The following is a 26,581-nucleotide window of genomic DNA, read 5'->3' on the forward strand; positions in this document are numbered from 1 at the left end:
GTCGATATATTCATATTAAAATAAAGAAAGTTAATATCAAAAGATTCAAATTTCTGGAAAAGATCATAAGTACAATAAACATAAAAATATATTGTTAAAAAGAATCATAAAAACTTTAATAGGAGTTTAAAAATTCATATTAAAGTTTCTATAAATTTTATTTTATAGAACAATAAAAATAAGATATTTTATTTTTATTATTCTGTTTTCATTTTTCTCCAACTAGAAATTATAAGTTTGATAAGCATTTCTTCTTCTTGATTTAAATCATTTAGATTATTCAAAACGGAGTTTTTATCAGTATTGTTATTTTTATTCTTTGATAGACCTAATAAATAATCAACAGAAACATCTAATGTGATTGCAAGTTTAACTAATGTTTGCGAGTCTACATCCCTTTTACCAGTTTCATAATTACCATAAGCTTGGCGAGTGATGCCAAGCTTTTTTGCCATATCTTCTTGAGTCAAGTTCTGTGCAATGCGTTCTTCTCTTAATCGTTCACCATTCAACACGATATCACCTCTATAAGAGGAGTATAATGCAACTCTTTGTTGCATACAGAAAAGGAAACAAATCGTTTCTAAAATCCTATAAAAGAAACTTAATGTTGCTAAAAAGTGATTTGAAGTGTACAATTTGTTGCATAGAACAATACATACCCCGAGAGGAGAAACCAACCGTGTGGATCATAAGCCAAGATGAGCAAACCATCGTCAAATCTGTTGCTCTTACACTAGAAACATCAACCGAAGGAACTGTTCTTTCCGCTTACGTAGGAGACGGTTCGGTCGAATCTGCTTTTACGGTAGGTACGTTTCAACAGAAGGAAAGAGCAGTCGAAGAACTGTCCCGCTTCCGCCAATATTTGTCCACGATCAATATGGAACCTTTTTATATTCAACCCGATCTTGAAGCCTAGTCTTACTGTTGTATTACATCATATGCTGTTCAATGCTAAAGCCTATTCGATTATTCTCGAATAGGCTTTTTTACTTGAAGTAGTATCAATTTACTTTGATCATCTTGCTAATACATCATCAATATTATTCCATTCATAGATTCGTTCATTGAGAAGCACGCCACCTATCTGGATATTCACAGTCTTACACAATATCGCACCATAATATTCGTACCAATCACATGTTTTATTATCTTCTAATACTTCAACAAATACTTTTTGCCAGCCCAATTGCTTGAATATCTTAAATAAAGATTGGAGTAGTTGCTTACCCATACCTTTACCTTGATAAGATTCCAGTATATAGATCGAGGTTAAGTCACCAGAATGAGGTATGGTGTTGGTTTCTCTTTTCCAACCATCTGCAAATCCGACAATCTCACCCTCTGAAGTCTCTGCTACCATAACGAAGTGATCTTGTTGTGCTATGGCTTGAGTCCATAGATCCGTTCTTTGGGTATAGGATAGATTGTTGAGAAAGTCATCTGGAATGATACCTGTATACGTTGTTTTCCAACTGTCTACATGAACTCTGGCAATAGCTTCTGCATCTTGAAGGGTTGCTTTTCTAATGTGCAAGATATGTAAATTCCTTCGGCTCTTTATTTATTGTTTATAATAGCAGAATCTAGTATGGTTTGAAGTATTATATCTGTTTAGAATCTACATACCCATTTGATAATAGATTAGAGAGGAGCGAAACTTCATTTGAAATCAGCTATAGTAATCACCTTATTATCCACACTTCTAGGTTGTAGTCCCAATGCCACACAGACCCAGCAAGGAGTACAACCTAACAACATTACAGAAATCAGCACAACAGAAATTTTAGCCCAAGAAACGATCCGTGATTCACCCCATGCAGATTTATTTATATTCAAGAATGGAGTATATGTTGTGGATCAACAGCTCACCATAAAGAGTGACCAGATCGGAGAGAAGTTAGGAACGATTCAACAACAGCATAAAGACGATGAACCTTTTACCGAGTTCATGTCTACCACACTTCCAATAGGAACGGAAATGTATCAAGTCAAAAATGCAGTTCATATAGATCAACTTGCTATTAAAGTTAAGGATTATTATAAAGTATATAAGATGCTTGAAGAAGGATAAGTATAGTATCGTTATGCCTACAAACGTTTCAATACATATTTTCATATAAATAAGATACACCCAAGAATAAGGAAAAGAGTATGTTTTTTATAACACTATTTTTTCCTTATTTCCCTATATAATCCTTCCTTATACTTTTGTATATTTAACTCTGTAAGCGCTATCTATACAGATAGTTATTCCAACCACAGAGGAGTTGTAATTATGAGGAAGCGTTGGGTGATAGGGGTATTGGCAATGTTGCTGGCGGTATCACTAACAGCAGGGCAAGTGGCACAAGCAGAAAATGAGGTAGAAGCGGTCAATAGTAAAACATCTCAATCGCAGATTGTAAATCTAGCAGATGCAGACGCAACCAAAGCTACACGTTCGCTATTTACCTATTTACTGAATAATGAAGGGAAAGAGATATTATTCGGTCACCAACATGCGACTACGGAAGGGATCGGGATTACAGCCGAAGATGGAACGCAATCTGAAGTGAAGCGATCTGTCGGCGATCTGCCGGGAGTATTTGGATGGGATACGCTAAGTCTAGAAGGATTTGAGAAGCCCGGAGTGTATGGTGGAGCAGCTACAGAGAATCGGGACAATCTGGTTAAGGTGATGAAGTCGGCTTACGAGCAAGGTAGTGTGCTCAACTTAAGTTCGCATATGCCTAACTTTGTAACTGGAAATGATTTTTATGATACCAAAGGAAATGTGATTAGCCATATCTTGCCGGGTGGAGACAAGCATGCAGATTATAATGCTTTTCTCGATCAGGTTGCCGACTTTGCTCATCATCTTAAAGATGACCGTGGGCAAGCGATTCCGGTGATTTTCCGTCCGTTCCATGAGCAGAATGGCGGTTGGTTCTGGTGGGGTGCGCCTTATCGGACGAAAGAAGAGTACGTTGAGATTTATCGGTATACGGTAGAATATCTGCGTGATGTGAAAAAGGTGCATAATTTCTTATATGCGTTCTCACCGGGTAGTCCATTCAATCAGGATGCAGATACTTATTTGGAGACGTATCCCGGAGATGATTATGTCGATATTTTGGGATTTGATACGTATTATGATGGCAATACACCGACATGGTACGATGCAGTTTTCCAAGATGCCCGCTTAGTGGCTGAGATCGCAGAGCAGAAAGGCAAAATCTCAGCGTTCACCGAATTTGGCTATTCGAATGTGAAGCCGACAGGTACGAAGGATTTGCAGTTTTTTACCAAGTTATTAAAAGCATTACAATCTGATCCACAAGCGAAAAAGATGGCGTACATGCTCACATGGGCGAACTTCAATACCGATTCTATCTTTGTACCTTATCGGGATGCACCGAATGGGTTAGGCGATCATGAACTGTTACCAGATTTCCAAGCTTTTTATAATGATCCGTATACTGCTTTCCAACAAGAAGTTGCAGCCGATCGTCCGTATCAGCAGAAGTCCAAAGTAGCCAAAGAGCAATCATTTATGCATATCGTTTCACCGATCAACAATGCAACAGTTCCACTCAGCAAGCCGACAATCATTCGAGTGCGAGTGAATGAAGCCAAGATTGCTAAAGTGACGTATCAAGTGGAGGGCAATAGTACAAAGCACAAAATGAAAAAAGATGCAGATGGATTCTATTATGTGGCAGATTGGACACCTGATGCATCTCTTGCAGAAGAGGGAACCACATTAACCGTACAAGTTGATCTCAAAGACGGCAATGTTCTTACCCAAACGGTGCAATTGTATGTAAGCGATAGTGATGGAACAACCGATCCATGGGTAGTCGACCAATTTGAAACGTATAAAGGTAGCAATGAATTGCTAGATCGAGCGTATGTGATGGCAGGCGATCCGAACACAGTCACACTCAGTACGTATGGTAAAAATAGTGGCAAATACGGTCTGAAATATGATTATACGCTCAATAGCCAAGGCTATACAGGTGAGTCCAAAAATATGCAAAATGCAGACTGGTCAGGCACTAATGCGGTGCGGTTCTGGATGAATCCAGATGCTAGCAATAATAAGCTAGTCATTCAGATCAACATCAATGGCACTTCATTTGAAGCCTATCCTTCGCTTTATGGAACAGAAGCAGGGATGATCGAGATTCCTTTTACCGACTTCAAGCCAGCACCATGGGATACAGCGAATGCAGATAAAGTGATTACAGCATCAAGCTTAAAAGATGTGCGAATGTTCTCGATCTACGTTAATAAAAGTGAAAATTCTTCGGTGACAGCAGGCACGTTGTATTTCGATGATATTGAAGCATATAGCGATGGAAGTACGAGTGTACCGGAGTAATGTAGGAAAAGTAAAAAAGCCCTTGAGTTTTTCAATGGCTTTTCTTTTATACTAGATAGAAAGGGAGGGGGAATAACTGTGATTATGAAAGAGCAAATGATAAATTTATAATTAGAAGCTTGCCCTTCATATCAAGGCTTTTGGAACGAATAGATAAAGGATGAAGATTGAGAGGAAGAACGATTATATTATTTGGAGCTATCTGACTTTGTAAGACATCTTATTCCATGATATCAAAGGGGTACACATTATTCAGATTCTTGAAAGGAGAAGGTTGCCTTGAGTAAATCTAAGATTAAGATTATAGACGACTTATCCCTGCGAGCAGAGATCGAACAGAAGATCGAGAAGATGAGTCATGTTCAATTAGCACAATGGGCGCTTAGTCTAGCAAAGCATGTTCTACCTTATCTGGAGCAAGAATTACTGAATCTTGAACAAGTGGAGCAAGCGTTCAAAGTAAATGAGCTATGGCAAGTGGAACAAGCTACTGTACATCAAGTAAGGCAAGCTGGATTCCAGATTCACAATATTGCCAGAGAGTGCCAGAGCGAAATAGCCAAAACAGCAGCAAGAACTGCCGGACAAGCGGTAGCTGTGGGACATATGAGAGAACATGCTATAGTCGCGAGTGATTATGCGATTAAAGTGATCGGTCTTGCATCAGATAACTTTATTACCGAAGAACGTACATGGCGGCAACTCATGCAATTGCAAAGCTTTCAGCAAGACCATTAATAACAACAACTACGATAAACGAATAAAAAAGAACAGCTCTCCAACTTTCGAGAACTGTCCTTATTATCATGCAAAATTAAAGATAACCGGCTTTATCCAAGCACTCCAGATAATGAGCAAAATAAGGATCGTTAGGATTGGTACAAGCTTCAGGTTTAATTCCTTTAAGTACATAGAGTTCATACATTAACACTTCACATAAACCTTGTAAGTTAAAGCCTGTCATCGTGCTACCATTATCCGAGTCTACAATCACTCGAATCATTCGACCTTCTTGGATATCTCCCCATACGTTATATTCCCTTGTTTCTGAGTATGTAGAATGCTTTTTTGCCATTTCTGCTTGAATTGAACGTTCTTCTTCTGTAAATAAAGAATCAAGTAACACTGCATCTGTAATCACATAACACTTATAAATCGCATCAAAATCGCACATAGGATCTTTTTTCAAATCCTCGACAGTACGTTTACTGACTTCAATAGCAGCATATTTAGTCCGAAGCAACTGATCCACGAATGTTAGATCGTATTCGTAAGGAATCTGTTTACTTTGGAAAAGGGTATATAGCTGTTCGCTCATGATTAGGCGCTCCTTAGGTATAGAGATATTTGGAATAGGTGTATTACTTTTATGTTATAATTTTACAATATAACGACGCTTATTCATGATTTTAGCGTAAAGGAATCACACAAAGAAATCAAATGTAGAGTATATAACAAAGCGACCTATTCAGAACAAAAGAGGTGAAGCATGAGACTATTTATCATAACTTGTTGTATACTAGGGTATTCTTTTTTTCTAATAGGATGTAATGCTAACACAGAGAGTACTGCTTGTTATGCAGCTATTATTAATTATAACGAACAACAATATTTAGGCGGACAATCTGTAGATATCAAGCAGTATACAGATATTCAACCAGTCGGTGAAATTGTACAACGAGTCGATGCAGAGGTTTATCCATCAGCACACCTGATGTCTAACGCTGTAGATAAAGGTACAAAAGTATTCGAGACATCAGATCATAATTTGTTAATTAAGCAATTGAATGGAGAGTATCAATTATTTTTTCCAGATGACAATGGAGTAAAAGGGTAATAGTTCACAAGTGGATATTCTAACGGGTACAAGAACTCATTTGAGAAGATAAAGTAAACTCTGAGGCATGTATATCTCATATTGTGAATCAAATCATATACAATAAATCATAAAAATAAGCTAAAGCCACACATCGATCACGATCATGTTGGCTTTAGCTTATTTTTCTATTCCTATAATATACGTCATGATTCCGTTACTCTCATCATACATAGACAAACTTTTACTTGACGGGTTCCATTGGATCGAAGCGTTGGAATCTTGGATTTTGGCAAACACAGGAGTTGTTTTACCTGTAGCTTGATCGAAAATATACAATCCGTTCATCCCTTGTTGATTCACCTGATTGATTGCGAAAGCAAGCATACGACTATCTGCGGACCATACACTATGACTGATTAAACTTCCTTGCGCTAATGTGCCTTTCACATCACCTTGCGGATCAATAATGATCAACTTAGCAGGTTCAGTTGTATTCCATAGGCGTTGTTCGATTGCTATACGTTCGCCATCTGGAGATACAGTAAAGGTTCTCACATTGCTAGCAATCGCAGTCATAGTAGGCTCTGATTGATTAGCGTATTGTACCAGCCGATAGACATGAGTATCTGAACCTAAAAAGTAAATCACTTTACCGACTTTCTGCACATTATCGATTCTATCCTGTGGTTGCATAGAATAGGGTAGAACAACATCGGAAGAATGACCGTTTAGATCGATTAAGCGTATACCGCCACCGATTTGATCTGTAATTAAGTGTTCATTGTCTGCCCAGCTAACGGTGTTGGTAATATCCAGTCTACCGATAGATGTGACTTTGCCTGTCGATACTTCCCAAATATAGCCTTGAATCTCATACGGATCACCATCTACACCTTCTGTAAAAAATACATGCTGACCATCTTGAGAAGTTAGTGCAAGATATTGAGGTGATATGCGATCAGGTGTAAATAATTTCTCTTTAGCCGTTGTTATATTATAAATATACAGCCGATCTTTTTTGTTAATAATCAGTTCGGTATCGGATAACCATGTACGTGCATACCGATTTTTCAATGGATCTACTGTGGAAAGAAGCACTTCGTCGGCTTTTTTTTGCGTAGATGTATCCAGCGGTAACACGGTAAGTTGTGGTTCTGATGAGCGAAGTCCGCCTGTATGGGTTAAAGGACTACATGCACTAAGTAACATCATGAATAGGATGCTGCTAATCAGCAAGTACATAGAATCTCGACGATAGAATATCTTTATTTTTTTCACAAAAGAACATCTCCCTTATATGATCGATGTCTTTACTATAAGGTGCAGACGTTTCGTAAATATATCGAATTGTATCCAAGTTGTAAATAATTATACTATATGTCATTAGTTCGTATATGCGAAATGAATAACTTTTATGCTACTAATTTTAATTAAAGTAAAATATTGTTTGTTTATTATTTACATTTAATGTTAGTATAATTCTTGTAGAAAAAAACTATATAAATTAGAATTTAAAGGGGTTATTACATGAAAACAGGTTTTAAAGTTAAATTAAGTATTTTAGTAAGTATGTTAGTTTTATTTGTAGTTTTGACATCACAAGCAACAAATGCAGCTGAATCTGAAACACCTGTAAACCTTATTCCTACTATGACTTCTAATACAGCACCTTCTGGAATAGCTAGTGCAAGTAGCATATGGAGTTCTGCTAATCATCAACCATTCCAAGTATTTGATGGAAAAGATTCAGATTATGGTTGGTCTACTGCTGCAGGTCAACTTACAGGATGGATCGCATATGAATTTGACAAGCCTGTAGCTGTAAACAAATATACTTTAAAACCACGTAATAATGATACTGATTTTTCAACAGAAGCTGCTAAAGCTTGGAGCTTTGAAGGTTGGGATGGGGCTAATTGGGTTGTACTCGATACAAGAACAGATATCACAGGATGGGTTAAAAAAGTAAGTAAAGAATTTACATTTACTAACGAAACCGCTTATAAAAAATATAGATTGAATATTACTAAAAATAATGGTAATACTTCTTATGTAACTTTAGGTGAAATGCAAATGTTCTATATCCCAACTAAAGTTGTAACACCAGAACCAACTCCTACACCAGAACCAACTCCTACACCAGAACCAACTCCTACACCAGAACCAACACCAGAACCAACTCCTACACCGCAACCAAGTGGAGATCGTGCTATTTTAGTGGTTACTATGGATACTGGCTTGGAAAAAGAATTTGATTTAAGTATTAATGAAGTAGAAGCATTTATTTCATGGTACGAGAACAAACAAGCAGGTTCAGGTAAAGCAACATATGCTATTGATAAACATGATAATAATAAAGGTCCATTTAAGAACCGTAAAGATTATGTGATCTTTAATAAGATTTTAACTTTTGAAGTAAGCGAATATTCAGCTTCATAATTCTATCATACCTAGTAAACAAACCCCTATCAGTTATCATATAATAGGGGTTTGTTGATTTAATATATAATTTTAATTTACAAAGGAAGTTCCAATATAAATACAGTTCCTGATGGATTCGATTGCTTAATATACAATTGACCTTGCAAACGTTCTGTTAGGCGGCGGGCAAGAGGAAGACCTAGACCTGTTCCGCTACCTGTACGTGCACGGTCACTGCTTAATGTAGCATACGGTTCGAATACATTGTCCCATTGATCTTCGGGAATAATAGCTCCCGAATTGGCAATACGGATGATCGTTTTGTGATCATCTAGCGTATTCGATAGCTGAATCCAACCATGCTTACGATCATTATATTTCACTGCATTATCTAACAAATTCAATAAAATATGCATAAGATGCTTGGGATCGGTAATCATGTTCACAGACACAGTCTGCACTTGTAGATCAATACCTGAAGTGGATGCTTTACCACGTGTACGTTCTGCTACATCTTGAAGTAGTTCATCTAACTGTACCGTATGCAATTGTAATTCAAAATCATATTTCTCAAGCAACGATAAACGTATCGAATCTTCAATCAATTCAATCAGACGTTTGGTTTCTTTGGCAATGCTTTCGCTCGCTTCTTGCACTAATGAAGGATCATCCCCATACATATGTAACAAATCGGCATACGCTTGAATAGAGGTGATCGGTGTTTTCAATTCATGACTGATATTCCCGATAAACGCTTTTTGCAATTGTTCCAGTGCTGTTAATTTGGTGACAGCTTGTTCCAGTTGTTGTTTTTCATTTTCCAAATCGTTCATACTTTGAGCAATCATATGTCCCATCTGTACAATACCTTCGCCAAGTTGCCCTAATTCGTCTTTACGAGTAAAAAGAGTCGTCTGAGCAACAGGATATTGACCTTGAGCTATCGAAATAGTCTCCTGAGTCAGTCGCTCAATATCTGTAGTCTGTTTGCGAATATACAACCATCCGACGATAAAGCTGATCATCAACACAGACAATCCTATCCAGAGCAATAAATGTACGATATCTTGATAAAAGGCTTGCTGTTCTGCGATTGAAAGGTGAAGTTGTGCCACTCCAAGTAAACCGTTCGGCCCTTGAATGGGAGATAAGTAAATCACTGAAGAACCTGCTGTAATATAAGCGATCTGACCTTTTAAAGCATACGCAAGTGCCTGCTCTACATGGGCTTGAGGAGCAAGAGGTAAGGAATCACCGACTAATTGTCCTTTAGCATCGTATAACACAATCCGCATATTACTGGATATTCCCAGTTGACCCGCAAGTTCTGTCGCTCGTAATTTCATAAATGACTCGGGATCGGAAGGATTGCTAGCTAGATACTCTTGCCGTATCGTAAGCCCTACAATTTCACTTTGACGTTTGAGTGTGTTTTCAATTTGGTTCTTCTGATTCGATTGAATCCCGATCAGTACTAGCGTACTTAATACACCTACCGTAAATAAAAGCAAAACCGCTAAAAGTAGTGGGAATTTCCAACGTAAACTCCATCCGCGTGATTGAAATAGATGTGAACGTGTAGTTGGTTGAGCATTCTTAGATGCAGAGCGCTTCACGATAAATATTCCGCTTTGTAGCCTATACCATAGACGGTTTGCAGTAAGGCTTGGTGTGGCTCTATTTTTTTACGTAATCGCTGAATATGAATATCGATTGTTCGTGTTTCTCCCAAGTAATCCATTCCCCATACCAGTTCTAGCAGTTCTTCGCGTGTATAGACACGATTCGGATGCGCAATAAGTAGAGCAAGCAAGTCAAACTCTTTCGGTGTAAGTTCTATCGGCTGCTGATCAACTAATACTTTACGACTACTGGTGTACACTTCAACTGCTCCTAATATTGAAGGGGCATCGTTAGCCGAAGGTGTGCTTTCTCGTTCCATACGTCGTGCTAATGCTTTGATCCGGGCAATTAATTCACGAATATCGAAAGGCTTAGAAAGGTAATCATCTGCGCCCATTTCTAGACCTAATATTTTGTCAATAATATCGGACTTGGCAGTAAGTAAGAGAATACCAATGCCTTTACGATTATTCAGCTCACGACAGACTCCATATCCATCAAGCTTAGGCATCATCACATCAAGTACAATAACATCAGGCTTGAAAATGTTTGTTTTGACAAGTGCATCTTCACCATCTATAGCTGTTTCTACGATAAAATGTTCTCTTTTCAAAGCATAAGCAATCGAGTTACGGATACTTTCTTCATCATCTGCGATTAGTATTTTTTGGACATAAGTGTAACCCTCTCTTTATTCAATCTTTCATTATTATATCGGAAATAGTATGCAATAGATTTCCTAATGCAAACAGTATAACAGACATTGCTTTAACCTCGCAGGTCGTTACTAGAACAGATATATTACTGTATGGCAAAGGGTTAGAACCATCACTTGACACCAGTGGCAGGTATAGCATTTTTACCTGTAGTTTCTGAAATAATTAATGAAGCTAATCATCTTGTATTAGATACCGTTGTACTTATAAATATAGCAAATACGGTATGTAGATCATGACTTATGCTGATGATTAGATGCAAGGGTCTGTATAGTTATACTATAATAGAAGATATCGCTTATATCCGTTATCCAAATAAGGAGTGTTGACTATGGAATTAGAATTGTCTCAATTAGGATCTTGTGAATTTTATCCACCGGCTGAAAATAGTACGATCCGTGATGCAGAGAAATGGATGAACACTACATTTCCCAAAGCGTTAAAACAACTATGGAAAAAAAGTGATGGTTTATATACCGATGAAGGTGTACTGATCTATGGAGCAGAACAAATTGCTGAACGTAATCAGACATGGGAGACAGAACTGTATGCAGAAGGGTATGTAGCTGTAGGCGACGATAGTGGAGGTAAAGTATTAATTATGCTTGCTGAAGCAGGAGCCAAAGATGTATGGATTGTGGATGGTGGGAGTATGAGCCCTGATGATGGTATGCATGTCACCGATCATTTTATTCGTTGGGTGAATGAAGGTCTAGAACTGGGCGAACCTGAAGAAGATGAATACATAGACGAAGATGATGATTTAGATTAAGTCATCTTTTTCCCATCGCAAATGAAATATAAAGTTATACCTCTTCTTATATGTCATTTAATATAACATTAAATAATTAAAAGTATACTTTATTTCGTTTATATGTTATATTAATGAACATTTAAATGACGTATTTTAAATTATTTAAACATATAGAGGAGGATATAATAATGAGCAATCATCTGAACGGTCTTGATGTGTCTTCTCTACCCAAAATAGATTTACATGTTCATCTGGATGGAAGCTTGCGTCCGCAGACTGTACTGGATCTGGCAGAAAGTCATGGTGTTGAACTGCCAACAACAGATAAGCATGCGTTACTTTCTCATATGCAGGTCAATGAACATTGTAGTAGTCTGCAAGATTACTTGAGCAAATTTCATTTTACAACTCAATTTTTGCAAACAGCTATAGCGTTAGAGAGAGTCGCTTTTGAAATTGTTGAGAAAGCGATGGGACATCGTTGTAAATATATCGAGATTCGGTTTGCTCCTCAATTGCATCGTGAACGTGGACTATATACTGAAGAAGTGATCCATTATGTACTTGCAGGTCTTAAGCGTGGTGAACAACAGTTCGGTGTAAGAGCACGGGGGATCGCGATCTGCATGCGTAATCACAGTTATCAACAAAATATTGAAGTGATTCATGCTGCTTCCAAATATATAGGCAAAGGTCTCGTTGCTGTCGATCTAGCTGGTGATGAAGCTTCATATCCACCTGAATTATTCCGTGATATTTTTGCCGCTTCTCATCGTAGAGATATTCCGGTTACGATTCATGCAGGTGAAGCCGCTGGAGCAGCTAATATTTATGAAGCGGTATCCAATCTGGGAGCGACTCGAATCGGTCATGGAGTACGTCTACAAGAAGCACCGGCAATTATGGATATGATGATTGATCGTCAGATTCCGCTTGAAATGTGCCCGGTAAGTAATATCCAGACCAAAGCCGTCTCCAACTGGGAAAGTTACCCGATTCGTGATTATTTTGAACGTGGATTAATGATTACAGTGAATACAGATAACCCTGGTGTATCCGGTACAAGTATGACCAAAGAATACAGTATTCTAGCTGAACGATTCGGATTTACAGCTTCCGAATTAGGTAAGATCGCTATGAATGGAGCGCATGCTGCTTTTCTAGAAGAAAGTGAAAAAGCGAAGTTAAAGCGAGAATTGCGAGCAGAGTTTGCTAATCTTGGCATTTCAGTATGAGATGAAACGAATGATAACGATGTAGAGACTTTCCTGATATTGATGGAAAGTCTTTTTTGTGCGTTCTTTTTGAAGATGCAGTGTAGGATTTGCAAGTGTGCGTGCAATACTCAATCCAATAGAAAAGATGACGATTATAATAACTTCAGGAAGAAATAGTTATCATCTAACATAAAGGGGACGAGTACCCATGACCTTATTAGATATCTGCAAATTAAAAACAGCCACTTATCTGCAAGAGCGGATGATCACTGAACCTGTATCTACCGTATCTATAACCAATGAAGCCTTAGAACAATGGACAGAGTATATTCAGTTACCTGTCCAGTATAGACATGCGTTTTTGGAAAGCTATAGCAAATCTGAACAAGAATTCAATTCGTTGACTCATCCGTTAGCTCCAGACATTGTATTAGAAGATCAACAGAAGTGGATTGATGATCTACAACAATTAATGAGCGATTTTAATGCAAATGAGAGTATATTATATGCGGTCAAAGGACATATTCCTACCGAACATCCTTACTTATGTTTTACATATCCTTTTTTATACTGGATGCAACAGATGATTGATATGGATCTGCCTCAGACGCCCAAAGTAGATCAACAAGCGATTCAATCGGTTATTTTGGAAGCCACCTTACAGACAGTACTTAAATTATCAGTAAAAGTCTTAACTGTAGAAATTAATAAGCTGAGCAAGCATTCATTACTAAAAGGGGATACTCCTGAAGCAAGATATCAAGATTTTTGTACGCAATTACAACAACGTCAGTACTTTACACAGCTGGTATATGAGTATCCGACTATGTTTCGCATGATTATAGAAGAAAGTATACAGCAGAAGAATTTCTTACTTGAAGCTGTAGATCATTTAATGTCTGATTTTAATCAGATTCAAGCCGAGTTTGGATTATTGGGCGCTTTAACAGGCATAGAAATGAATAAAGGAGACAGTCATTGTGGCAAGAAAACAGTGCTGATCTGTGCATTTGAACATGGCAAAGTAGTCTATAAACCGAAGCCATTACAAGTGAATAACCATGTGAATCAGATCATTGAGTATATGAATAATCATGGACTAGAGTATCCAATCAAGCCATTGCCTGTAATCGCTTATGAAGATTATGGATGGCAAGCTTATATTGAACAAGTGAGTAGTACATCAGAAGCGGAGATTGAAGAATTATATTACAAAGTAGGTGCTTATCTCTGCTTATTACATGTGCTTATGGGAAGTGATATGCATGCAGAAAATGTAATTATGTCAGGCAATAATCCATATTTTGTAGATTTGGAATCTTTATTTCAAGGATATGATAGTCAAGATTTACAGGAAGAGACTGCTTACAAAAAAGTGCTCTATGCTATTAAAGATTCAGTTATTCGTACTTGCTTATTTCCAGCCAAGTTGGATAAACAGTCGAATCTGGATATTAGCGGTCTTACCGGTACAGGCGAAAAAACGATTGCTAAAGGAAAATTTGCATTTGAACATAATTATACGGATCAGATCAAGTTGGTTCGTACCCGGTATACCACTACGCACAAAAAGAATATTCCTTTGCTCCATGGAGTAAGAGTAGATCCAAGACAATACGTGACTTCAATTTTGAAAGGATTTGAACAAGCCTATCAGATCATCTGTCAGAATAAGCTTGATTTTATAGGACAGCATGGACTCATCCGAAACTTTGCCAAAGATAAAGTCCGTACGATTGTTCGTAATACCAGTGATTACAGTACATTATTAAATGCTTCTACCAATCCTAATTATTTGATAGATGCTTTATATCGCAATCGTTTATTTGATCGGATGTGGGCGATTTCTAGTCGGAATCACCGTTTATTACCTATTATTCCTGCTGAAATTTATGATTTGCTGCATATGGATATTCCGTACTTTTACTCCTATGTTGATCATACATCGATCTATGATAGTCGTGATCTGGAATACGAATATTTCCATCAAGAAACATTGTTAGATCGAGTCATACTACGTATAGAAAATATGGATGAACAGCATACAGATCAATCATTTCAAGTACAGATGATCAAGACTGCATTAGCAACGCCGATCAAAAAGTGGGATCTCAAACAATACAAAAAAGATTATCGTGAGACAGATCATTTGGAACGGAAACCAGCGTATTATTTTATTAAAGAAGCAACCCGAATTGCAGATGAACTGATTGCTCTTAGTACCACTACCACCGATTTTGACGATATTAGCTGGCAAAATGTAACGATCGGCAATGATGAACAGTGGATTATCAATCCGTTAGATAATTCTTTATATGAAGGATTACTTGGAAATGCCATCTTTTTCGCTATGATGTATCAAGTGACCGAACAAACACGTTATCTGGATGTAGTAGAAAAAATTCTTGTAGCTGTCAATCTAGATACGATGTTGTACAACAAACCACAATCGTTATCTGCTTTTACCGGGGAAGCGAGCTATGCGTATAGCTATTACTATCTGGGGATGTTGTTAGAGCGTCAAGAGCTTAAAGATCAAGGGATACAGCATATTTTACATTGTGGCACAAAAATAGCGGAAGATGACCAATATGATCTGATGGCAGGTTGTGCAGGAACACTTCTTGTAGCACTGCAAATATATCAGGATTGTTTGAAAGATGAAGTGTTGTCGATAGCGATTCAATGTGGAGAACATCTGATCAAGCATGCCACTCAAGTCAACGACTATAGTATAGGCTGGCAAAATGCGATTGGTGATGGAAGTGTACTCACAGGTATGTCACATGGCAATGCAGGAATAGCATGGGCATTAGCAGAGTTATATGAAGAAACCCGGATCGAGACATTCCGAAATTATTCCAATCAAGCCATCGCTTATGAACGAGGACTGTATTCTATAGAGGAAAATAATTGGTTTGATCTACGCAATCGTCAACATCGTATTCAAAAAAACTTTCCAGAGCCTGTGAATTGGTGTCATGGTGCGCCAGGAATTGGTATGGCAAGAGTCAAAATATTTAATATTATTGCTGAACAACAAACAGGTATTGAGATTAAGCGAGCGATTCAGAAAACACTTCAAGAAGGATTCGGAGGTAGCGATTGTCTATGCCATGGATCGATGGGGAATATAGACCTGCTATTGTTATCTGCTCAACATCTAGGTCAATCGGAACATATGGATATCGCTCAACGTATTGTCGGTGATCTGGTGAAGAATGCTCAAGCAGATCAATGGTATAGTGGTATTCCGCAGACTGCTCAAGTGCCGACTCTAATGATTGGCTTAGCAGGTATTGGATATCAACTATTGCGTACTATAGACCCTTATCATATTCCATCAGTACTGACACTGGAATTACCTCATCAATCCCAAGTATAAATAGTTAAAGATATTCATTTCAACCGTAAAGGAGAATAGATGATGACTAATAATGCTGTACTCATCGCCAAAAATATTGTCAAATCTTACGATCATGTTAAAGCACTAAATCAGATATCGCTTGAAGTCCAAAAAGGAGAATTTGTAGGCATTATGGGTTCCTCAGGCTCAGGCAAAACAACATTATTAAATGTATTATCTACGATTGATCATATTTCAGATGGAGAAATTTTTATTGATGGGACAGAGATCAGTCGATTGAATGATAATCAGACAAGTGATTTTCGCAAAGATTATTTAGGGTTTATTTTTCAAGAATATTTATTATTAGATAGTTTAACGATTCAGGAAAATATAGCAGTTCCTTTAACATTACTCAAAAAGAAACCAGCTGAAATTGAAGCCTCGATTCAAGCATTAGCCACACGTTTTGGTATTGAAAATCAGTTACACAAATATCCGAACGAATTGTCAGGTGGACAACGCCAAAGAGCCGCGGCAGCCAGAGCCATGATCAAAAATCCAAGTATTTTATTTGCAGACGAACCGACAGGTGCGCTTGATTCCAACTCTGCTCAAGAACTATTAGAAAAGCTTAAAGAAATTAACGAAGAGTTACACACAACGATCTTAATGGTCACTCATGATGCGTATTCAGCAAGTTATGCTAATCGAATTATTATTTTAAAAGATGGTCAGACGATCAAGCAATTACACAAAGCTCAAAAAAGCCGTCAAACTTTTTTTGAAGAGATATTAGAAGAAATTGCTGCTCTATCCAATCGAACACTTTCCAGTATATAAGATTAGGATAAAAGATGATTAAAGGAGGTCTATAAGTGAGTTTGCTCCGTATTGTACAAAAGAATTTGAAAAAAAATCTATCATTTTACTCTTTATATTTAGGTTCAGTTGCTTTTGTACTGATGATTTTTTACTTTTCTATTTCTTTTGGAAGTAATGATCTGATTCTGTCTCGCTTAATGGGGGATAATAAGTTACAAGCGATGATTAAAGTGGTATTACCTCTACTTATGGCTTTTGTGTTGTTTTATATGTCTTATTCGAATACTTTTTTTATGAAGCGAAGAATGAAAGAATTAAGTATTTATGCATTGCTTGGTTTTAATAAACGTAAAGTCATTTGGATTCTATTTTTAGAAAATATTTTTATTTGTTTGCTGGCACTCGGTATTGGTATTATAGTGGGTGGTATTGTGTATATCGTATTGATTCAGATCGTTATTCAGTGGCTTGGTGTTTCTTTGGATCAGTCTAATATTGTATGGTTTAACAGTGATGCAGTACTGATGACCAGTTCTTTTGTTGTACTGGCACTAATCGTTTTGTTATTTTCTAATTATCGATTTATCCGTAAGCATACACTATTGGATCTGGTCAAAGTGGAAGGTACACGTGAGAAACCGATTCAACTTAAATTGTGGAAAGCGATTGTCGGTTTTGTTGCTCTTGTCGCTGGATATATACTGGCACTTGATATCAAAAGAGGAGCCGATTCGTTATGGGTGACGATTGGATTTGCACCGTTATCCATGTTGACGTTTATACTGGTTGTTGTCGGAACGATTCTGTCTATCCATTCTTTTTTGCCATATACGTTAAATAAATTAAAAGCCGCTAAACATTCTTTTTATCGGGATACCATGATTATTACGATTCCTCAATTTGTACAGCGGATTACTAGCAATTCGAGAACACTTATTGTCTCTACGTTAATCTCTGCTACAGCATTAGGATTATTGGGAGCTGGGGTTATTACGTTTTATTATCCTGTTAAAGCGATTGAACGGACCAACCCAGCTGCTTTTGAATTTCCAATGCAAGATGCGGTATTGACTGAGAAGGCTTTGGCTATTGTGAAGCAACAAGCAGACGCAGATCATATTCAATCCAAGCAGACTACCGTATTGGAAGTGCAATCATCTTCAAAAAATTTGCCGTTTGAGTATAGTGCTAAAGAAAAAGCAGGTTTTGATCTGATCTCCGCATCGGATTATCAACGTTCTTTAGTATTACAAGGTGACACTCCAAATATGAATGATCTAACCAGCAATCAAGCAATTTTTATCAAATACAATCAAAATAATGTAGATGAACGTGGCAAAGTCTATACATTAACCCCTCCACAAAGCAAGCCGATTGATGTGGATGTTAAGTACACCACACTTGAAAATACAATCTCTTTCGCAAATAGTGTAGGTACATTAGTATTACCGGATGCTTTGTATCAGCAGATTCAAGCCACAGGCGTACCTTCACGTCAGATTATGAGTATTTATGGTGATGGATTGCGTAGTGATGCTGTTGTTCATGCACAGTTGAGTCCACTTTTTGCAGACAATGTTTATTTTCAAAGTGCGATTGGAAAACGAACGGTCTTTTTACAAGCGAACAGTTCATCTTTATTAATTAGTATTTTTGCGAGTACGATCTTTTTAATTTCGACAGGTAGCATTTTGTACTTTACTAATATTTCGAATACGTATTCCAAAATTAATGATTTTAGAATCTTAGAAAAGTTAGGCTATCGTAAATCGAAAATTAAAAAAATCGTCAATTACCAAATTTTTATCACGCTGATTATTCCATATATTCTGGGTAGTCTTCATAGTATTTTTGCTCTAGAATGCTTCAAGACATTAATGCCTAACTTGATTGGAGATGCCAGTGCATTCTGGTTACCAGAGATTGTAGCAATCGGTATATTTACAGTAATCTATGGAGTGTATTATCTAATCACTCAGTATTCTTCATACAAAGTCATCTGGGGTCGTGCAGTTAAACCACGTACGATAACGCAACCTCCTGATTCTAAAGAATATGTTTCATCGTATGGAAAGCGCCGTGCACGTAGTTACAAATAGTTTCCTTATAATTTTACAAATTATATTAATTAGTGATTAGATCTAACGAAGAAACACACAGTACTTGTGTGTTTCTTTTTTTGTTATATTGATGCAAATTATCTAAACTGACCAAATTATTTTAAATAAATAATAAGATTGCGCTTTTTACTCATTCTAAAATATGTAATTATTGTTATTTTTAGTATGTAGTTATTGATAACTATAAATGATGCAGGGAGGAGGCGTGCTATATGAAAGAATTATTTGTAGATTTGTCAGCAGTGGAAGATATTACAGAAGCTGAGTTACAAGCAGCAGTAGCTCCAGGCGATGGATGGATTACAACTTTGACAGACGATTGCCCGAACTCCATTATTGTATGTTGTTAATTTTATGTTGTCAGGCGAGGAACTTAAAGGAATATAGCAGTTTACTGCATACTTACACACTTGAGATCAATATGGTTCAAAGTGATTCACCAATACAATCCTAAGGAGTGTTTAAATATGAAAGAATTATTTGTAGATTTGTCGGCTGTTGAGGATATCACAGAAGCAGAATTACAAGCAGCAGTAGCTCCAGGCGATGGATGGATTACAACTTTGACAGATGATTGTCCTAACTCTATTATTGTTTGTTGTTAAGTGACCAAATAATAATAAAGAATACAGAGCCGATATCTTATGATATCGGCTTTACTTTTTTTACAAATAAATGGTATATTATACAAGTGGGATAAAATTGCTAACGACAAAGTGTAGAGAGGTATTCTATATGCATGACAAATACATAAAACAACAATTATTTATCCTTTTTAATCAGAAAGTAGTCATTATTTTTTTATATTATCAATATATTCAGCATCTGAATAATAGTATCTCAAATATGATGTCGCTAGTTGTAATATCAATTGCTATCTATGTATTATCTTATATTAAAATGACAAATTTGAATGGGAGTATGATTTTAAATCAATTTGCTAATTTATTATTATTATATTCTTGGCAAATTCTTTTGATGTTTGGAAAAGATCCACTCTTTTATTATATAGTGATCTTTTTAAATGTAATTGTGTCCTATACATTATTACGTTTTTTGTTACGATTTATTTTTCAAAATTCTGCTTATATGCATAAAAGGCAAGTCGATTGGATATTAAAAGTAATCTCATTATTCACGTTAATTTCGATTTATGATAAGCAACTCTATTCCATCATGTTTTTCTGGCAATGGGTGATTAGTGGAATTCTAATTGCAGTCACGGTATTTAAAAATAAAAAACGAATACAATTTTTTCTGAACAAACAATCGAAAAGTCTAACGTATGCGCTAATGATGACGGCTATTCCTTTTGGAACATATATTTTATTTATGGATAAAGCAAAAAATGTGTTCACCAATCTCGTATTCTACTTTATTTTTATTTTTCCTTTATATGCGGTATACAGTATTGTACAAAATAATGTTAAAGGATTTATACAACTTACACAGCTTAGTACATGGAACAAATGGCTGATGATTGTGGTATCTGTTATAGGTGTTGGCTTGATCGGTCAAGTGTTCGGGGCAGGGCCTTTGTTTTATATGATCGTTTTTCATTCGCTAATCTGGTTATTGATTTTTTACTATCTATTGTTGTACAAACAAATTAAGCAGTCTTTAGAAGTCACACAAGCAACAGAGCAGAAGCAATACGATTCTTATGTGAGTCGAGTAGCGCAGGTGGCGAAAGAAGAACAACTTAAAAAAGAATTTTCTAATTATCTACATGATGAGATATTACAAGATTTATTAGCAGTCAAAAATATGATGAATAAGTCTAATAAAGCAGAAGTACAGCAGATGATTACAGAAACGTTAACTGAATTAAATAAATCGATTCGCAATCAGATGCAAGAGTATCATCCAACCTTACTCAGCTCATTAACACTCAAGCAAAACTACGAGAATCTACTGCAAATTATAAAAAAAACGTATGCTCATCAACAGATCAATGTTTCGTTTACCTGCAAAGATGATCTGTTTTTAGTTGAACCGTATCACTTTATTTTTTACCGTCTGATCAAAGAATTAACAACTAATGCGTTCAAACATTCACATGGAAGTCAGATTTGGATCCAATTAACACAGCATCTGGAGCAGATTGAGTTAACGGTGGAAGATGATGGGGTAGGGCTAGATCCTACTGAGTATAAGCATAATCAAGGGCATCGGGGATTGCATTCGATTCAAGAACAGATTGCCTTGTTAGAAGGTGAAATGAATTTTAGTATGCGCAAGCCGCATGGATTAAAGATTCAGATTATCTTGCAAATGAAGGGAGAACATTCGTATGAATATTTTATTAATCGATGATCATATATTATTTGCCAAAAGTTTGGAAATCGCTTTTGAAGATTATCCAGAAGTGAGTACATTTCGATCGGTACAAGAAGTGGCAGATGTTATGACGATGATTGAAGATAAGCAACCGGACATTTTATTAGTAGATATTAATCTAAGCAATATTAGTGAGCAAGATGGATTGATTGTAGCTGAATCGGTATCTAAAAAGTATCCTGATTTGAATATTGTGATTTTGACAGGATTTGACCTGCCAGTCTATCGTTATGAAGCGAAAAAAGCAGGAGCACGTGGATTTATCAACAAAAATGTATCTCCTGATCAGTTGTTACATATCCTACTTCATATTCATGCAGGCTGTACATATTTTCCCGATGAAGAAGAAGAGATCGAGCAACTGACTGAGCAAGAGACTAAAATTTTGCAAATGTTAAGCGATGGGTACAAAAGAGAAGAAGTAGCCGATACTCTGTTTATTAGTAAACGTACGGTATCTAATCATATTCAACATATTTTTGATAAATTGCATGTCAGTTCAGCATTAGAAGCAGTAACCAAAGGCATCAAATTAGGTTATGTCAAAACGTATAAGCAATCATAATCAAAGGTTGATTAGAAATCCCGTAACTTATCAAACAGTTCGTATAAACCATCTTTATCTACAAGTAATTTACCTTGTTCACCTAGTTGTTGTTGCAGTTCTGTTAACAGTTCTTCTAACACAGCGTAGATTTCTTCACGCTCTATCGTTTCAATAATGTGATTACGCCGATCCATTTTGTTAAACGTTTCTGTATATTCAGTGACCATCTTTTCTAACAACGAATATACTGTATCTGCCTGAATCGATGCATCGATCATACGTGTAGTAGTAAGCATTTTTTTATAAGATTGAGCAGCTTTCTTAGCATTGGCAGCCGAAATATGTTCACGTCCATCCCAATCACGGAAAGGATTAAGTAAATTTTCAGCTAGCCATTCTGGTTTACGAGGTTTGGTGATCCAGAGATCCAGCCCGAGAGTAGCAGCTTTTTTGTATTTCGTTTTGACCGATTTGGCTACATTGGCTGGAATACTGCTCATCCATAACGCCGATAACTTGGGTAACTGCTCAGGAGATGGGAACTCATCTGCTTCGAATCCGAATAGATCATCTGTGTTCAAAATTTGCAAATGAGGTAGTTTTGCTAGATTTTGTATATGATGTACAACACCTGGCTTGCCTGATACTCGCAGTTCGGTCAAATAAGGAAAGCGCTCCACTATAGTGTTGATATCTATCTCTTGTATACGAACTAGAGATAGTCCGGCTAAATGATCTAGACCATGAAACTGGAAAAAATGGTTCCAACATTGTAAATCAATAAATCGTCCATCAGACACACTATGAATATGCAGATCAGGAGAAGGTTCACTATTGAGCATAAAATGTATAAGATCATCATTAAGATAAATAGTAATAAGATGATCTGGTTCTAGCATCAAACGATTTAAATGGCTGTGCCTCAAATCAAGTTCAGTCACTATCGAAGATTTCCATTGTAATTCATGAATAAGAGGATTCTGGTTGATATAGTGTGCCAATTCTAGTGTACCTTGTTCAGTCTCAATCGATATCAGACAAGGAAGCTTGTCCAATTCAGAGAAGTCTTCTATCTTTTGCAAGATCATATCGTTAATTCTTGTCGTATTTTGAGGTAGTGTCTGACCCCCTACGACTACTTCGATATCTGGAGAAGCCGATTTGAATAGGTTTCTTTTCGTCACATCAATACGTTCCCAGCGACGTTGGTTATGGATGCTATTGCCGTTATACCAACCTCCAGCGTAGCTTGTTACTTCTTGATCCACTAGAGGAGGAATATTCCCTACAAATGAGTATTCCGGAGGCACGTTGGCGCTAACATAGTTATGATCATATCGATCATTCCAAAAATAAAAGTTGCACACTAACGGCTTCATGGTATGTAAAGTATCTTCATCAGGCAGTGTATCTCCTGTCCAGTCTAATTCTAGAATAGCAGCGAGTGGAGGTTCTTTGGGCGATGAGCTTTCTTTGATATGAGTGACCTGACAGGCTACATATTGCTGTAGCTTTTGAGAAAAAACACAATAGATATCTCCAACTTGAGGTAGCATCATCTTTTCCTTTCGTGTATAAATATAGAATGCATGAATTGTACTCAGTATAGCAAAAGCATTTCAGTAATACGAACAATATCTTATGAAAATGAGTAGGTTATGTAGACCAGATTGACCTATAAATTAATCGATGAAGGTTCACTTCAAGCTAACTTTGGTATGCAAGATATGGCACTAATCTTGAAGCAACTGTCTTCACGCATTGTAGAAGATATTATTCAAGAAGAAAGCGAGCAGATTGCTTTATTCGATCTCAAAGAGATTCGTAAAGTGATCGGTAAGCAGTTGCCGGCATTGATAAAAGAGGTTATAGACGCTAAAAAGTAAGAGGAGAACACGATGCTACTTTTTCAATTCCAAAAGAATGACGGGCTTCAGAATGCTACTCAACCCTTAGAGATTGTCATATGCAGTTGATCAGCAAGCCGAACTCATTTTAGAACATGAAGAATGTTATTAGCTGAGTTTAGAATCTATCTTTGAAATGCTAGAGGTATACTGCGAAAATATGAAAATATTAATAATAAAGACCACTCTTTGCATCGAAAGAGCGGTCTTTTTTATATTAAACGTTATGATGCGCTAGAAATTCATCTTTTGTTGCTTGTGATTGATGTTAAATAGGTTAGATTCAGAATACTAACAAGGTGAGGTACTACGTCCAAAACAACAAATAATACCGAAAAGATCGGAAAATCACTATAACGTAGGCAAAATATCCGATATGCTAAATAAGCTTAAAGTAAAGTTTTTAGAAAAAACATGAAAATAGAAGCAATACTAAAATTACAAGGCATATTAACTTTGTTCGTAATATACTTTTCAATACATTTTTTTATACAGTATGGAGGTTAAATCATGACAGAAAATACTCGCCAAAAAATAGTCTTTATCGATATAGACGGCACACTGGTAGACGATGATGGTCATATTCCTCTTTCTGCACAGCAAGCTTGTCAACAAGCACGTAACAACGGACATTTGCTTTATTTATGTACAGGAAGATCTAAAGCTGAGATTTACGATAGTATCTGGGATATCGGATTTGATGGACTGATTGGAGCAGGGGGAGGTTATGTGGAGTTTGGAGAAGATGTTTTGTACCACAAAAAGGTAACAGCAGAAGATGTACGACATATGGTCGATTTTTTCAATACTCATCAGATCGACTTTTATCTGGAATCCAATTCAGCATTGTATGCAAGCGCTAATCTTCAGCCCCATTTAGAACGACGGATCTATGGCGATATTGAGAATGATCTGGTAGCACGAGCCAAAAAAGAATCTCAACCTCATCCTTTTATCACTGGATTAACGTATGGTGAAGCCAATCTGTACAAAGATGATGTCAATAAGGTCTGTTTTCTAGAAAGTGCTACGATTCCTTTTGAACAGATTAAGCAAGAATTTGAAGGGAAGTTCCAAGTGATGCAATGTACTGTTCCGATATTTGGTGAAGGCAGTGGAGAGTTAGTTATCCCTGGGATACATAAAGCATTAGCGATAGCAGATTTACTCGAACATCTGAGTATGTCGCGTGAAGACACGATTGCTATTGGAGATGGAATGAATGACGCTGAGATGCTAGAGTACTGTGCAATCGGGATAGCGATGGGAAATGCCAAGCCTGCGCTTCAAGCGTTAGCAGATGATATTACAGCGACTGTAGAAGAAGATGGTCTGTTTCTAAGCTTTCAGAAATACGGACTTCTTGGATAAGAGTCTCTATAAAAGTAAAATATAAACCATATTAAAGAAGCAATAAGAGTGAGATCGATGTTAAACTCTGTTGCTTTTTTAGTTTGTGTTCAAGAATTTATTATTTTTAACTTTTATCCGATATACATAAGTAATACTTAATTGGTTAATTTTGCACATTAGATTAATATTTACTATGAAATAAAATAAAAACTTTATACAATAATAAGTATCACGCTTGTACACATACATTGGAGGGAAATCATGAACGAAATGAGTCAGCTTGAAATGGTGACGGACGAACTAGTTATACGCACTCTACAGGATAATTTAGCTATTATCCGTTTTGGGACGAATCGTAAAATTGCTTATGTTAATCCTATTTTTGCAGAAGTCGTTAAATATTCACCAAATCAAATGATTGGCATGCATCATAAAAATTTATGTTTTCCTGAATTTGCGAATAGTATAGAGTATGAGAAATTCTGGGATAGTCTATTATCTGGAGAAACATTTCACGATAAAATAGAACGTAAAGATGCAAAAGGGAATGCAATCTGGCTAGAGGCAACTTATATGCCGGTATGGAACAAAAATAGAAATGAAGTCATTGGCGTTACCAAAGTGGCTACAGATATTACCGAGCGTCAAAGCGATCTTTCTTGTGTCGTGGATGATCTCCAAAAAACAGCACAAGCACTTAATATTCGTTCATCCGCAGGCATTGAGCACAGTCAAGAACTACTAAAAAGTATGAACACCATTGTAGAATCATCGACGACGAATACAACCACACTTATTAATTTGCAAGAACAAGCATTAGAAATTCAAGGGATTGTGCAGACGATCCGTAAAATAGCCTCTCAAACTCATATGTTGGCTTTGAACGCAGCGATAGAGGCTACACATGCAGGTGAATTTGGACGAGGATTTAATGTAGTTGCTAGAGAAGTACGTAAACTGTCTTCAATGGTACAAGACTCCATTATAGAAGTGAAAAAAAGTGTAGATTCAATGAGTCTAGAAGTGCAGAAGATTTCTAATGGCACAGACGATGTGCGTCAAAGTGTGCAACAAGGGCAAGAGCAAGTCAATACAGCAATGAGAGCTTTTACAGATATCGCTTCATCCGCTCAGGTGCTGGATATTCAAGCGCAAAAAGTAGCTAAGATTATTTGATTGACGATGTAAAAATCCCTTGAGAAATGTAACATAAAAGCCATTAAA

General features: G+C 36.7%; 25 protein-coding genes. 18 read left to right on the plus strand and 7 right to left on the minus strand.

Translation table 11 applies throughout. The annotated features are described in order from the left end of the window. Nucleotides 1–197: 197 nt before the first annotated feature. The gene (locus RCP16_RS05710; RefSeq protein ID WP_308641856.1) at nt 198–515 is read right to left on the minus strand and encodes a helix-turn-helix domain-containing protein; all 318 of its coding nucleotides are present in this window, start codon (nt 513–515) and stop codon (nt 198–200) included. Nucleotides 516–682: 167 nt separating this feature from the next. Here RCP16_RS05710 and RCP16_RS05715 point away from each other — a divergent pair, with 167 nt between their 5' ends. Beyond that, on the plus strand, nt 683–922 hold the full coding sequence (locus RCP16_RS05715) for a hypothetical protein (RefSeq protein ID WP_308641857.1): 240 nt from the start codon (nt 683–685) through the stop codon (nt 920–922). A gap of 99 nt (nt 923–1,021) precedes the next feature. Here the strand turns inward: RCP16_RS05715 and RCP16_RS05720 are convergent, their stop codons facing one another. Continuing rightward, entirely contained in the window at nt 1,022–1,540 is a 519-nt protein-coding gene (locus RCP16_RS05720; protein ID WP_308641858.1) for a GNAT family N-acetyltransferase, read from the minus strand. Nucleotides 1,541–1,669: 129 nt separating this feature from the next. Between RCP16_RS05720 and RCP16_RS05725 the strand changes: the two genes are divergently transcribed. From RCP16_RS05725 to RCP16_RS05735, 3 genes are all read left to right on the plus strand, one after another. Then, entirely contained in the window at nt 1,670–2,077 is a 408-nt protein-coding gene (locus tag RCP16_RS05725; protein WP_308641859.1) for a hypothetical protein, read from the plus strand. A gap of 204 nt (nt 2,078–2,281) precedes the next feature. Beyond that, nucleotides 2,282–4,369 (plus strand): glycosyl hydrolase, encoded by a 2,088-nt coding sequence (locus RCP16_RS05730; RefSeq protein ID WP_308641860.1) that lies wholly within the window; start codon nt 2,282–2,284, stop codon nt 4,367–4,369. 279 nt (nt 4,370–4,648) lie between these two features. Continuing rightward, complete coding sequence (locus RCP16_RS05735) at nt 4,649–5,107, plus strand: putative immunity protein (RefSeq protein ID WP_308641861.1); 459 nt, start codon at nt 4,649–4,651, stop codon at nt 5,105–5,107. 76 nt (nt 5,108–5,183) lie between these two features. Here RCP16_RS05735 and RCP16_RS05740 read toward each other — a convergent pair whose 3' ends face one another. Then, nucleotides 5,184–5,687: a hypothetical protein gene (locus tag RCP16_RS05740; protein WP_069327796.1), complete on the minus strand. Its 504-nt coding sequence runs from the start codon at nt 5,685–5,687 to the stop codon at nt 5,184–5,186. A gap of 171 nt (nt 5,688–5,858) precedes the next feature. On the opposite strand from RCP16_RS05740, the gene RCP16_RS05745 reads away from it, so the two are divergent. Then, complete coding sequence (locus RCP16_RS05745; RefSeq protein WP_069327797.1) at nt 5,859–6,206, plus strand: hypothetical protein; 348 nt, start codon at nt 5,859–5,861, stop codon at nt 6,204–6,206. A gap of 159 nt (nt 6,207–6,365) precedes the next feature. On the opposite strand, the gene RCP16_RS05750 is transcribed toward RCP16_RS05745, so the two are convergent. Then, nucleotides 6,366–7,400, minus strand: coding sequence for a WD40 repeat domain-containing protein (locus RCP16_RS05750; protein WP_308641862.1), 1,035 nt, complete (start codon nt 7,398–7,400; stop codon nt 6,366–6,368). A 315-nt stretch (nt 7,401–7,715) separates the two neighbouring features. On the opposite strand from RCP16_RS05750, the gene RCP16_RS05755 reads away from it, so the two are divergent. Continuing rightward, the gene (locus RCP16_RS05755) at nt 7,716–8,627 is read left to right on the plus strand and encodes a discoidin domain-containing protein (RefSeq protein WP_308641863.1); all 912 of its coding nucleotides are present in this window, start codon (nt 7,716–7,718) and stop codon (nt 8,625–8,627) included. A gap of 77 nt (nt 8,628–8,704) precedes the next feature. Here the strand turns inward: RCP16_RS05755 and RCP16_RS05760 are convergent, their stop codons facing one another. Beyond that, nucleotides 8,705–10,225 carry a sensor histidine kinase gene (locus tag RCP16_RS05760; protein ID WP_308641864.1) on the minus strand — a complete coding sequence of 507 codons (1,521 nt, stop codon included), beginning with the start codon at nt 10,223–10,225 and terminating at the stop codon, nt 8,705–8,707. Beyond that, nucleotides 10,222–10,896: a response regulator transcription factor gene (locus RCP16_RS05765; protein WP_308642450.1), complete on the minus strand. Its 675-nt coding sequence runs from the start codon at nt 10,894–10,896 to the stop codon at nt 10,222–10,224. The genes RCP16_RS05760 and RCP16_RS05765 overlap by 4 nt, the downstream gene beginning before the upstream one ends. A 383-nt stretch (nt 10,897–11,279) precedes the next feature. On the opposite strand from RCP16_RS05765, the gene RCP16_RS05770 reads away from it, so the two are divergent. From RCP16_RS05770 to RCP16_RS05810, 9 genes are all read left to right on the plus strand, one after another. Further along, nucleotides 11,280–11,720 (plus strand): SMI1/KNR4 family protein, encoded by a 441-nt coding sequence (locus tag RCP16_RS05770; protein ID WP_069327799.1) that lies wholly within the window; start codon nt 11,280–11,282, stop codon nt 11,718–11,720. Between the two features lie 170 nt (nt 11,721–11,890). Next, nucleotides 11,891–12,937: an adenosine deaminase gene (gene add, locus RCP16_RS05775; protein ID WP_069327800.1), complete on the plus strand. Its 1,047-nt coding sequence runs from the start codon at nt 11,891–11,893 to the stop codon at nt 12,935–12,937. 190 nt (nt 12,938–13,127) lie between these two features. After that, nucleotides 13,128–16,304 (plus strand): type 2 lanthipeptide synthetase LanM family protein, encoded by a 3,177-nt coding sequence (locus tag RCP16_RS05780; protein ID WP_308641865.1) that lies wholly within the window; start codon nt 13,128–13,130, stop codon nt 16,302–16,304. A gap of 42 nt (nt 16,305–16,346) precedes the next feature. Continuing rightward, the gene (locus tag RCP16_RS05785) at nt 16,347–17,108 is read left to right on the plus strand and encodes an ABC transporter ATP-binding protein (protein ID WP_241669282.1); all 762 of its coding nucleotides are present in this window, start codon (nt 16,347–16,349) and stop codon (nt 17,106–17,108) included. A 35-nt stretch (nt 17,109–17,143) separates the two neighbouring features. Beyond that, entirely contained in the window at nt 17,144–19,189 is a 2,046-nt protein-coding gene (locus RCP16_RS05790) for an FtsX-like permease family protein (protein ID WP_308641866.1), read from the plus strand. Nucleotides 19,190–19,422: 233 nt separating this feature from the next. Then, the gene (locus tag RCP16_RS05795; protein WP_083243493.1) at nt 19,423–19,560 is read left to right on the plus strand and encodes a type A2 lanthipeptide; all 138 of its coding nucleotides are present in this window, start codon (nt 19,423–19,425) and stop codon (nt 19,558–19,560) included. A gap of 117 nt (nt 19,561–19,677) precedes the next feature. Next, nucleotides 19,678–19,815 (plus strand): type A2 lanthipeptide, encoded by a 138-nt coding sequence (locus RCP16_RS05800; protein ID WP_083243493.1) that lies wholly within the window; start codon nt 19,678–19,680, stop codon nt 19,813–19,815. Nucleotides 19,816–20,299: 484 nt separating this feature from the next. Beyond that, nucleotides 20,300–21,526, plus strand: coding sequence for a sensor histidine kinase (locus RCP16_RS05805; protein WP_161594208.1), 1,227 nt, complete (start codon nt 20,300–20,302; stop codon nt 21,524–21,526). Continuing rightward, nucleotides 21,504–22,115, plus strand: a complete 612-nt coding sequence (locus RCP16_RS05810; protein WP_137221487.1) for a response regulator transcription factor — start codon at nt 21,504–21,506, stop codon at nt 22,113–22,115. The genes RCP16_RS05805 and RCP16_RS05810 overlap by 23 nt, the downstream gene beginning before the upstream one ends. A gap of 11 nt (nt 22,116–22,126) precedes the next feature. On the opposite strand, the gene RCP16_RS05815 is transcribed toward RCP16_RS05810, so the two are convergent. Continuing rightward, nucleotides 22,127–23,656 carry a hypothetical protein gene (locus tag RCP16_RS05815; RefSeq protein WP_308641867.1) on the minus strand — a complete coding sequence of 510 codons (1,530 nt, stop codon included), beginning with the start codon at nt 23,654–23,656 and terminating at the stop codon, nt 22,127–22,129. A 111-nt stretch (nt 23,657–23,767) separates the two neighbouring features. Between RCP16_RS05815 and RCP16_RS05820 the strand changes: the two genes are divergently transcribed. The 3 genes from RCP16_RS05820 (at nt 23,768) to RCP16_RS05830 (ending at nt 26,533) form a co-directional block, all read left to right on the plus strand. Further along, complete coding sequence (locus tag RCP16_RS05820) at nt 23,768–23,983, plus strand: hypothetical protein (protein WP_308641868.1); 216 nt, start codon at nt 23,768–23,770, stop codon at nt 23,981–23,983. 531 nt (nt 23,984–24,514) lie between these two features. Next, nucleotides 24,515–25,375: a Cof-type HAD-IIB family hydrolase gene (locus RCP16_RS05825; RefSeq protein ID WP_069327808.1), complete on the plus strand. Its 861-nt coding sequence runs from the start codon at nt 24,515–24,517 to the stop codon at nt 25,373–25,375. Nucleotides 25,376–25,618: 243 nt separating this feature from the next. Continuing rightward, nucleotides 25,619–26,533 carry a methyl-accepting chemotaxis protein gene (locus RCP16_RS05830; protein WP_308641869.1) on the plus strand — a complete coding sequence of 305 codons (915 nt, stop codon included), beginning with the start codon at nt 25,619–25,621 and terminating at the stop codon, nt 26,531–26,533. Nucleotides 26,534–26,581 lie beyond the last annotated feature (48 nt).

The sequence above is a fragment of the Paenibacillus nuruki genome, assembly GCF_963311185.1.
Classification (GTDB): domain Bacteria; phylum Bacillota; class Bacilli; order Paenibacillales; family Paenibacillaceae; genus Saccharibacillus; species Saccharibacillus nuruki.

Bases quoted from the DNA above. Each gene is read 5' to 3' on its own strand.
- RCP16_RS05730 (WP_308641860.1), top strand. From the start codon at position 2,282: ATGAGGAAGCGTTGGGTGATAGGGGTATTGGCAATGTTGCTGGCGGTA.
- RCP16_RS05740 (WP_069327796.1), bottom strand. From the start codon at position 5,687: ATGAGCGAACAGCTATATACCCTTTTCCAAAGTAAACAGATTCCTTAC.
- RCP16_RS05745 (WP_069327797.1), top strand. From the start codon at position 5,859: ATGAGACTATTTATCATAACTTGTTGTATACTAGGGTATTCTTTTTTT.
- RCP16_RS05750 (WP_308641862.1), bottom strand. From the start codon at position 7,400: ATGATGTTACTTAGTGCATGTAGTCCTTTAACCCATACAGGCGGACTT.
- RCP16_RS05755 (WP_308641863.1), top strand. From the start codon at position 7,716: ATGAAAACAGGTTTTAAAGTTAAATTAAGTATTTTAGTAAGTATGTTA.
- RCP16_RS05770 (WP_069327799.1), top strand. From the start codon at position 11,280: ATGGAATTAGAATTGTCTCAATTAGGATCTTGTGAATTTTATCCACCG.
- add (WP_069327800.1), top strand. From the start codon at position 11,891: ATGAGCAATCATCTGAACGGTCTTGATGTGTCTTCTCTACCCAAAATA.
- RCP16_RS05780 (WP_308641865.1), top strand. From the start codon at position 13,128: ATGACCTTATTAGATATCTGCAAATTAAAAACAGCCACTTATCTGCAA.
- RCP16_RS05785 (WP_241669282.1), top strand. From the start codon at position 16,347: ATGACTAATAATGCTGTACTCATCGCCAAAAATATTGTCAAATCTTAC.
- RCP16_RS05795 (WP_083243493.1), top strand. From the start codon at position 19,423: ATGAAAGAATTATTTGTAGATTTGTCAGCAGTGGAAGATATTACAGAA.
- RCP16_RS05800 (WP_083243493.1), top strand. From the start codon at position 19,678: ATGAAAGAATTATTTGTAGATTTGTCGGCTGTTGAGGATATCACAGAA.
- RCP16_RS05805 (WP_161594208.1), top strand. From the start codon at position 20,300: ATGCATAAAAGGCAAGTCGATTGGATATTAAAAGTAATCTCATTATTC.
- RCP16_RS05810 (WP_137221487.1), top strand. From the start codon at position 21,504: ATGAATATTTTATTAATCGATGATCATATATTATTTGCCAAAAGTTTG.
- RCP16_RS05815 (WP_308641867.1), bottom strand. From the start codon at position 23,656: ATGATGCTACCTCAAGTTGGAGATATCTATTGTGTTTTTTCTCAAAAG.
- RCP16_RS05825 (WP_069327808.1), top strand. From the start codon at position 24,515: ATGACAGAAAATACTCGCCAAAAAATAGTCTTTATCGATATAGACGGC.
- RCP16_RS05830 (WP_308641869.1), top strand. From the start codon at position 25,619: ATGAACGAAATGAGTCAGCTTGAAATGGTGACGGACGAACTAGTTATA.